General features: G+C 59.0%; 5 protein-coding genes. All 5 read right to left on the bottom strand.

What is annotated here, in order from left to right; genetic code table 11:
- Positions 1 to 148: 148 nt before the first annotated feature.
- Positions 149 to 352 (bottom strand): hypothetical protein, encoded by a 204-nt coding sequence (locus BSF44_RS28980; protein ID WP_095946411.1) that lies wholly within the window; start codon positions 350 to 352, stop codon positions 149 to 151.
- Positions 349 to 1,338 carry a DUF6708 domain-containing protein gene (locus tag BSF44_RS28975; RefSeq protein WP_095946410.1) on the bottom strand — a complete coding sequence of 330 codons (990 nt, stop codon included), beginning with the start codon at positions 1,336 to 1,338 and terminating at the stop codon, positions 349 to 351. The genes BSF44_RS28980 and BSF44_RS28975 overlap by 4 nt, the downstream gene beginning before the upstream one ends.
- On the bottom strand, positions 1,338 to 3,857 hold the full coding sequence (locus tag BSF44_RS28970; RefSeq protein ID WP_095946409.1) for a T6SS effector BTH_I2691 family protein: 2,520 nt from the start codon (positions 3,855 to 3,857) through the stop codon (positions 1,338 to 1,340). Before BSF44_RS28970 ends, BSF44_RS28975 begins: the two co-directional genes overlap by 1 nt.
- Positions 3,854 to 4,738 (bottom strand): DUF4123 domain-containing protein, encoded by an 885-nt coding sequence (locus BSF44_RS28965; protein ID WP_095946408.1) that lies wholly within the window; start codon positions 4,736 to 4,738, stop codon positions 3,854 to 3,856. Before BSF44_RS28965 ends, BSF44_RS28970 begins: the two co-directional genes overlap by 4 nt.
- Positions 4,735 to 5,636 (bottom strand): type VI secretion system Vgr family protein (locus BSF44_RS28960; RefSeq protein ID WP_141250115.1); only part of this gene is annotated, 902 nt, incomplete at its 5' end. The genes BSF44_RS28965 and BSF44_RS28960, both read right to left, overlap by 4 nt.

Below are 5,636 nucleotides of genomic sequence, written 5' to 3'. Positions count from 1 at the left end.
GCAGGAGGCAGGGCCGATTCGGTGTGCCCGATCACGGCATAGCGCAGCGGCAGCAGGGACACCGAGCGTTTACAGCTGACGCAGGGACTGTTGCCTTCGGTGCTGAACGTTTGCCGGGCCACGAAGTTGAACAGGTCGGTCGGGGCGGTCATGGTCGTGCTCCCTGGAGAAACAACTGGCCCAGGCGTCCTTCGCCCCGGGCGCTACGCTGCAGCGCGGCATGCCAGTGGGCAGTGCCGTGCAAGCGTTGGGGGGTGTGTTGGAGGGTGAGGATGATGAAATCGGTCAGGTTGTGATGGTCAATCAATCCCACCGAGAGGCTTTGAGCTGAATCGGACTTCATAAAGGTCATAGGCCGGCCTCTTCGATCGAACGAGGAAACCTTGGCTCGTAACACAACAGCAGGGACACCCAATGGCCACAGGCATGCACAAGGATCAACGGCAGTAACAGGCCATAGATCGGCACGAAGATCCACAGCTGAGGAATTTTCACGAACCGGCTGTCCAGTTGCCACACGGCCATGAAAGAGCGCCACGGCCAGGGAAATTTGCCGATGAGTTTTTTGGGTTTGGGCGCCGCTTCCGGACCGTCTTCCATGTAGCGCCGAATGTATTCCCAGAACGCCAAGAGTTCGGAGGCGTTACGGGTTGGCTTGCCCACGAAGGTGATTTCGAAGTCGTCCTTGAGATGGCCGTCGGCGTCACGGACGGAGTGGGTTTCTTTGTCCCATCCCAGCATGACGAAGCCTCCCGTGCCGTCCAGTTCAGACATCTTCGGGTTGATGCAGACTTCGGCGTTGTCCCAGTCCAAGGCGACGATGCCTCCCAGGTGTTTGGGGCGAAGCAGGTAGATCTTGCGGGTGACGCGGTTGAAGCGGACGATCAGGCGCCGGGCGGTGAATGCTTCGAGTCGCAAATAGGGGAAGACGTATTTAATGTACAAATACAGAGCGATTGTAGGTATGGCGGGAATGATCCACATAAATATATAGTCGACGGTATTTAGGTGGCCACCGTTACCGAGAAATAATGATATGTAATTTCCGCCGATATAATAAATTGTTGTAATGAGCATCCATATTAATAAAGCTCCCCCAATGCCAGGAATTAAAGTAATCAATCCGCGCTTTTCGTCGCTTGGTGTGCGCACATCAATATAGGTTAAATTATAGGCATACAGCGAATCGTTGTCCGAAATCGCTTGGGAAACCGATTGAGTTACCCGGATGGGAGGCAGCTTTTCCTCGTTCGCTATTTGTTGGTCAGCTTCTCTCGCCAATGCTTTGTAATCAATCGTCGCACGCCCGTCGTACATAAGCCATTCAAAAAAATACATTAGAGGGTCGCCTCGATAGCTCTGTGAAGGTTTTTTAGCTCTTGTTCTACGGATTCCGGGGTCCCTTTACCTCGATCTTTTCGAAAAGTGCTATGGCTCAAGTAGTTCTGAAGGTCGTCGGGAAGAAATATCTCGAGCGCTACGGTGGCGGCGAAAATTACAATATTGATTCGTATACACCAGCGGAGCAAAAATGCCATCCTCAATGCTAATTGTGTGGATGTTTGATAGGCGTATATTAGAAAACGATTTCGACCGTGTGTTTTTATTAATCGTTCCAAATAGGGGGCTGCCACTGCTAGCCCTAAGGCTGTTGAAAATAGCGAGTTTCCTAGTTGGGCTGTCGCTCGCGATAAATAGATAGCACTAAGGGATAAATTGTCATTCTTTACTTCACCAATTCCGTCATTTAAGTCAAAGGACATGCCGATCAGCGCCGCTCCCCCCGCCAACACCCCCGCCATCAACTTCAACTGACTCCCCATCACCCGCCCGGCCTGGCGAATCGCCGTGTTATGACTTCGCTCGGCCAACCCCACCGCCACCGCCCCCAACTCCAGCCCGACCGCCGACACCGCGAGCATGGCGGCCGTCAGCTCGATGTACTCGCGCGTGCCTTTGTCTGCCTTTTCTGCCTTCAGCTTCAGGTTCCAGACCTCCAGCAAGGCCAGGGTGCTGCCCAGGCGCACTTCCAGCATGGGTCCGGCGGCACCCGCGGCCAGCGAGTCGCCGAAGCTCTTGTGGGCGGCCAGGCCTATTTTCGCCTTGACCCCCTGGCTGAGCGGCATGGTCGTGCTTTCGAAATGCAGTTGCTCTCCCAAATGGCCCAGCCTCGCCTTGAACACCAGGGCCAGCGCGGTATTGAGCGGGCTATCCAGCCGGGACGCCGCGCTGCTTTGCAGCAGGCGGGTACCGAAGGTGTTGGTCAGCAGCACCGCGCCGCTGAGTCGGATGGCAGAGGGCGGCGTATTGAGGCTGACCTCGCCGACCAGCGCGTGGGCTTTGGCGTAGATATCGACCAGCGACTTGCTCAAGGCTTGCAGCTGAGCGCCGTCCAGGGTCGGCAGTTGCGAGCGTTGGGCGAGCAACAGATTGATCTGTTCGATGGCCTGGGTCTGATTCTGGGCAAGCCCGCGCCAAAACCAGTTGTTCGGCGTCGTGCCGCCGAGGGCGCTCCAGCTGTCGATTTGCGCCTCGCCCAGGGCGGTACTGTTCATGCCGGCAACGGCCACGCCCAGTTGCGCTTCGAACGCCAGGCCGTTGCCGCTGTCTTTGGCATCGTAATAGGCAAAAGCCTCGAGCAACGCGGTGCTGTTGAGCCACTGCAAATGATCGGCGGCGCGCTGGTCCTTGATCGCATCGGCTTGGGCGACGGCCGCATCAAACTCTGCCATGAAGGCCTGCAGCCGCGCTTCGTCGACCGACGGCGCGTAGCGTTTCGCCCAGCTGTCCTGGCGCGCGAGCTCGATGTCGTGCCGCTCCTGGCGCTGTTGGTCGGCGGGGTTGCGGAAACTGCGGTAACTGCCCATCGACGCCGTGACCATGTGGACGTTGCTGCTGGCGTACTCGCGGTCGGTGTACCTCACGCCAAGCGCGTTGGCGTGGTTGACGTAGCGTTGCTCGGCTTGTTCGGCGAGGGTGAGCTTGAGGTTTTCGAGGCCGAAGGCGATGGTGTGTTTGCGCCGGTTGTCGATGCCTTCGCCGTCGGTTTTGCGCATGAAGGTTTCGAGCGTCTCCACGCTCTGATTGCGCCAGGCATTGAGCTCCTGGGTGATGCCGATCGGATCGTCCAACACCACGGCAAAACCCTGCGCCTGGGTCGCCGTTGCGCCAAGCCGCGTAGCCACACCCGCCAGGGCCGAGTAGCCGGCCGGGGGCGCAAACAGTTGCTCGCCAAGGCGGGCCATCAAGGGCGGGGAGGTCGGCCCGAGCAGGTCGGCGACGCTACTGTCCAGCGCCTGGGCCTCGATGATGTGTGCGGTGTGGCTGCAGCTTTGGATCAGTTGGCGGATATCGACCTTGCGCAGGGTGTTGCGCAGCCGCGGTTGCGTGCGGATTTCGGCGAGCAGGCGCGGCGTCAGCAGGTCCGGGGTGAACAGCAGGCGGGCTTCGTTGACGTCTTCAGGATCGCTGACCTGGATGACCCGATCGCCGAAGTCCGGCAGGCCGCCCAGCCCCAGCTCGTCCGGGGTGGCAGGCCATATGGCCTTGCACAAGCCGCTGCTGTAGGTTTGATAGGCGCCCTCGCATACCCAGTCGGTCGCGGTGCGGTGGATGAACACATACAGATACCCCTCGCGCAGTGCGCGCACGGTATAGCGCGCGGCGGTCAGGGGCAGGTTGGTCAGGGGCTCCGCCCTGGCCAGGGCAGGAGGCAGGGCCGATTCGGTGTGCCCGATCACGGCATAGCGCAGCGGCAGCAGGGACACCGAGCGTTTACAGCTGACGCAGGGACTGTTGCCTTCGGTGCTGAACGTTTGCCGGGCCACGAAGTTGAACAGGTCGGTCGGGGCGGTCATGGTCGTGCTCCCTGGAGAAACAACTGGCCCAGGCGTCCTTCGCCCCGGGCGCTACGCTGCAGCGCGGCATGCCAGTGGGCAGTGCCGTGCAAGCGTTGGGGGGTGTGTTGGAGGGTGAGGACGATGAAATCGGTCAGGTTGTGATGGTCAATCAATCCCAGGCTCTTTCCTTGGCTGAGCAGCGACTCGATCAGCGCCAGACGCACTCCATGGCACGGGCTACTGAATAAAGCGGGTGAGGTTTCGTTGAGTGTTTCCAGTAGCCGGAAAGGCAGGGGGTCACTTTCCAATGCTTGCCATAACGCGGCGTCCATCACCAATCGCGGGGCGGCAACGATCGGGATTGACCGTGCTCCTCCGCGGATTCGATGCCACTGTTCCTGGCTTGGAGTGGCCCCACGGCACCACCAGGACACAACGGGTGCGAGCAGCCACTCTCTCCACTGCTCGGGCGCATGGCGCAAGAGCTTCGGCGTGACACGACTGTCGTAGTAGCGCAACACGTAACGCTCGCTGTCTTGCGTGTCGACAAACGTGGCCTGACTCAGATGTCGGGCCAGCACATCGGCGCTCACAGTGCTGGTAATCCATGCGACGATGGTATTGCTGTCATAGCGCGCAAGACTGTCGATCAGTGCGCCATGGCCCTTGCGAGTGGCCTCACGTGGACATGCCAAGTGCGGGCCCAATGGCCTGAGCTGTTCCAGGCCGGGAGCCAGAAGCAGTGGTTGCAGATCAAAGCCTGGATGGTCCGTCAGTTTTTGCCGGGTTTCCTGAGGTAATGTCGCCATATCGATCAACGCGACGAGATATCGCGGACGGGGGACGTCGTGCGCGTAAAGGTCGTTGGTCAGTGCAGTCAGCAGTTCACCGGGAATCATGCGTCCACCTTCACGAGGGCTTTACGCTCACGGGCGGCCTTGAGCCAGCAGCCAACACAGATCGGTTCGCCGGTTGTCGGCACGCCACTAAGGATGAGTGAGTGTCCTGCGCCTTTAACGTTAAGTTGCGTCGGCCCATTCAGGTAGATGGCAATCCCGCTGAGGGTGATGCCATTGGCATCCAGGGTAATGCTACCGCCGGGGCCTTGTAGAACGAGGCTGTCGCTGGTTTGCAGCTGATAGGTCGTGGTTTTGGTGCCTATGCCTTGCGCGGCAGAGATATGTTGGGAACCCTGAATGACCTGTTCGGCGTTACCGCCAATTTCCATGCGGTGATTGACTGCAATCGTGTCGTGTCGATTATTGCCAATGGTCTCGACCCGGTCTTTGCCAATACTGATCTGGTGGTTGCGACCGAAACTCTGCACTCGATCTCGACCTACGCTGTGATAGTGGTCCTGAGCGATGCTTATCCGTTCGTCATTGCCCACCTGTTCCTTGCGGTCGTGGCCTACCTCTATCTGCTCGTCATGCCCAACTTTCTCACTGCGGTCATTACCCACAAACGTTGTGTTGTCATGTTTGATATGGACGTTCTTGTCCTTTTCGGCATGGATGTACACCTCTTCCTGCCCCAGCTCATCCTCAAAACGCAGCTCATTGAAGCCCTCTCCCTTATGGGTACGGCTCTTGATAGTCATCCGCGTCTTGTGCTTGGGCAGCTCGTACGGCGGTAGATTGGTCTCGCGGTAGGTGCGGCCTGTGGCGATCGGCTGGTCAGGATCGCCATCCAGGAAGCTGATGATCAGTTCCTGATTGACTCGAGGCACGGCCATGGCGCCCCAGGTCGCCCCGGCCCAGCCTTGGGTGACGCGGATCCAGCAGGAACTCTGGTCGT

The sequence above is a fragment of the Pseudomonas sp. ACN8 genome (assembly GCF_002303925.1).
Lineage (GTDB): Bacteria > Pseudomonadota > Gammaproteobacteria > Pseudomonadales > Pseudomonadaceae > Aquipseudomonas.
The sequence above is the reverse complement of the archived record's forward strand: the minus strand, read 5'-3'. Positions and strand labels throughout refer to the sequence as shown.

What these genes read in the sequence shown, in the direction of transcription:
- BSF44_RS28980 (WP_095946411.1), bottom strand. Translation starts at nt 352, where the DNA reads ATGACCTTTATGAAGTCCGATTCAGCTCAAAGCCTCTCGGTGGGATTG.
- BSF44_RS28975 (WP_095946410.1), bottom strand. Translation starts at nt 1,338, where the DNA reads ATGTATTTTTTTGAATGGCTTATGTACGACGGGCGTGCGACGATTGAT.
- BSF44_RS28970 (WP_095946409.1), bottom strand. Translation starts at nt 3,857, where the DNA reads ATGACCGCCCCGACCGACCTGTTCAACTTCGTGGCCCGGCAAACGTTC.
- BSF44_RS28965 (WP_095946408.1), bottom strand. Translation starts at nt 4,738, where the DNA reads ATGATTCCCGGTGAACTGCTGACTGCACTGACCAACGACCTTTACGCG.